The following is a 2,919-nucleotide window of genomic DNA, read 5'->3' as shown; positions in this document are numbered from 1 at the left end:
GTCGCACCACCGGCAATCGTCAGGCCCCACCACCAGAGAGCGGTGCCGCCGAGAACGGGCGAGAGCCGGGCCAGCAGGTAGAGCCCCGCCTTCACCATGGTGCTCGAGTGCAGGTAGGCGCTGACCGGCGTCGGCGCCGCCATGGCCGTCGGGAGCCAGAAGTGGAAGGGAAACTGGGCCGACTTGGTGAAGGCACCCGCCAGGACCAGCAGCAGAATCGGCAGGTAGAGAGGATGGCTGCGCACCCCGTCGCCGGCTGCCAGCAGGGCGGACAGCTCAAGACTGCCGGCGGCGAGGCCGAGCAGGAGGAAGCCGGCCAACATGGCCAGCCCGCCCAGACCGGTCACCAGCAGGGCCTGGAGGGCTGCCGAACGGCTGGATTCCTGCCGGTCCTCGAAACCGATGAGGAAATAGGAAGTGATGCTGGTCAGTTCCCAGAAGACGAAGAGGGTGATGAGGTTCCCGGACAGCACCAGACCGAGCATGGCGGTCATGAACAACAGCAGCCAGAAATAAAAGCGGCCGAGGTGCGGCTCACCCGCCAGGTAGCTGCCGGCATAGATGACGATCAAGGTGCCGACCCCGCAGATCAGCAGGGCAAAGAGGAGACTGAGGCCGTCCAGGTAGAACGAGAGGCTGACGCCCAGGCTCGGCATCCAGGCGAGCGACTCCACGATGACCGCCCCACTGGCGATGGGCCTGATGCGCGACAGGAACAAACCGGTCAGAACCAGAGGCAGCAGACTCAACAGCCACCCGGCCCGGCGCGGAAATATCCGAACCAGACAGGGTGCCGCGCACGCCATTGCCAGCCCGGACAATATGCACCAATGCATTGTCACGTAGTTTGATCCTCTCGCGTCTTGCGCCGTAACCCTCTGGAAAGGATAAAGTACAGGCCATACATTGCAAGGAACCCCGCCGTCGGGAATCCCCTTCCAGACGCGTTCCGCCTGCGACCGAAGCCATCACTCAGCCGTGCCACGGATGGCACGCATGCTGGACAGAACAGTCCCACCGCGTCTGAAAATGTATCATTCTGTCCATTTAACAAACGGCGGTACGAACCTCTGCTCTTCTCGAAAAAACACTGTAAGTAGCTTTACCCATTTGTGAATTTTTTTACAATCTGTTTTCTGCGAATCTGGCAATGCCTTTGCAATGGTGTATACGCAGTCATCTTGACAGAACCGGGCACCTGCGGCCCGAACAACTTAATGCGTAAAGGAGTCACACCATGGGCAAAAGCGTCGACAATCCAAAGAAATTCATCATCTCCTGCCGGGTCGACAACGCCGAGCTGCAGACTCTGCAGGAAAAAGCCAGGGCAGCCGGCACCAACATCTCCGCGCTGCTGCGCCTGAGCCTCAATATGCTCGAGCAGGACGGCGGCGGGGCTTCCCAGTTCAGCGCCTGAGCTTCCCGGCCTGAGCGAGCAGCAGATGAAGGGCGGGTGCAGGGGGTTCCCGGCGCCCGCCCGCAATCCCCTGCGCCACCCTCTCTGCCGGCCTGCGGGCACCCTCCCGAACCCCCTTTTCCCTTGACTTATCCGGCCGTTTTGCTAATTTACAGGACTTGATTTTTGGCACCCTGCGAGTAGCGACGGGAGGAACGTCATGGATTATAAAGAGACCCTCAACCTGCCCGAGACGGAATTTCCGATGCGCGGGAACCTGCCTCAGCGCGAACCGGAGATGCTCAAGCGGTGGGAGGAGATCGGGCTCTACGGGAAGATCGACGCGGCCGGCCAGGGTCGGCCCCGCTTCGTCCTGCACGACGGCCCTCCCTACGCCAACGGCCACACCCACATCGGCCACGCCCTCAACAAGATCCTCAAGGACATCGTCATCAAGAGCCGGCGCATGCAGGGGTACTACGCCCCCTACGTGCCGGGCTGGGACTGCCACGGCCTGCCGATCGAGCTGATGGTCGACAAGAAGCTGGGGATCAAGAAGCGCGAGCTCTCCAAGTCCGAGTTCCGCAAGCAGTGCCGCAGCTATGCCAGCGAGTGGGTGGCGATTCAGAGTGAGGAATTCCAGCGCCTGGGCGTGCTGGGCGAGTGGGAGAACCCCTACCTGACCATGAGCCACCACTACGAGGCGGCCACCGCCCGCGAGCTCGCCCGCTTCGCCGAGCGCGGCGGCCTGTTCAAGGGGAAGAAGCCGGTCCACTGGTGCTCCTCCTGCGTCACCGCCCTTGCCGAGGCCGAGGTGGAGTACGCCGACCACACCTCCTCCTCCATCTACGTCAAGTTCCCCTACGCCGACGAGCTCCCCGCCGAGCTTTCGACCCTGCAGGGGAAAAAACTCTCCTTCGTCATCTGGACCACCACCCCCTGGACCATCCCGGCCAACCTCGGCATCTGCCTCAACCCGACGCTTCCCTACGTGGCCGTCGAGGCCGGCGACGAGGTGCTGGTGCTGGCCGAAGGGCTCTGCGCCCAAGTGATGCAGGAACTGGGGATGGCCGACTACCGCGTCCTCGCCACCTTCGAAGCCGGACTCTTCGAACGGCGCAACTGCCGCCACCCCCTCTACGAGCGCAATTCGCTGATCATGCTCGGCGATCACGTCACCCTGGAGGCCGGCACCGGCTGCGTCCACACCGCGCCGGGGCACGGCCAGGACGACTATCAGGTCGGCTTGCGCTATGGCCTGGAGGTCTACAACCCGGTCGACAACTACGGCCGCTACGTCGAGAGTCTTGAGTTCTTCGGCGGCGAGAAGGTCCCCGAGGTCAACCCGGCAGTCAACGCCAAGCTCGAAGAGGTGGGTGCCCTGCTCAAACAGGGGAAGGTTTCCCACAGCTACCCGCACTGCTGGCGCTGCAAGAAGCCGATCATCTTCCGCGCCACCGAGCAGTGGTTCATCTCCATGGAGGCGAACGAGCTGCGCCGGAAATCGCTGCAGCACATCGGCG

At 63.0% G+C, this 2,919-nt stretch carries 3 protein-coding genes; 2 read left to right on the top strand and 1 reads right to left on the bottom strand.

The window, feature by feature from the left end; genetic code table 11:
• Positions 1-749: proton-conducting transporter membrane subunit (locus VD811_05005; GenBank protein ID HXV20335.1), on the bottom strand; the 749-nt coding region annotated here is incomplete at its 3' end.
• Positions 750-1,237: 488 nt separating this feature from the next.
• On the opposite strand from VD811_05005, the gene VD811_05000 reads away from it, so the two are divergent.
• Together VD811_05000 and VD811_04995 are read left to right on the top strand one after the other, a co-directional pair.
• Positions 1,238-1,417 (top strand): hydrogen-dependent growth transcriptional repressor, encoded by a 180-nt coding sequence (locus VD811_05000; GenBank protein ID HXV20334.1) that lies wholly within the window; start codon positions 1,238-1,240, stop codon positions 1,415-1,417.
• A 199-nt stretch (positions 1,418-1,616) separates the two neighbouring features.
• Positions 1,617-2,919, top strand: a 1,303-nt coding sequence (locus VD811_04995) for a class I tRNA ligase family protein (GenBank protein HXV20333.1), incomplete at its 3' end; no start/stop codon positions are given.

It is taken from the genome of Desulfuromonadales bacterium (assembly GCA_035620395.1).
Classification (GTDB): domain Bacteria; phylum Desulfobacterota; class Desulfuromonadia; order Desulfuromonadales; family DASPGW01; genus DASPGW01.
Note: the sequence above shows the minus strand (reverse complement) of the source record. Positions and strands in the feature narration are given on the sequence as shown.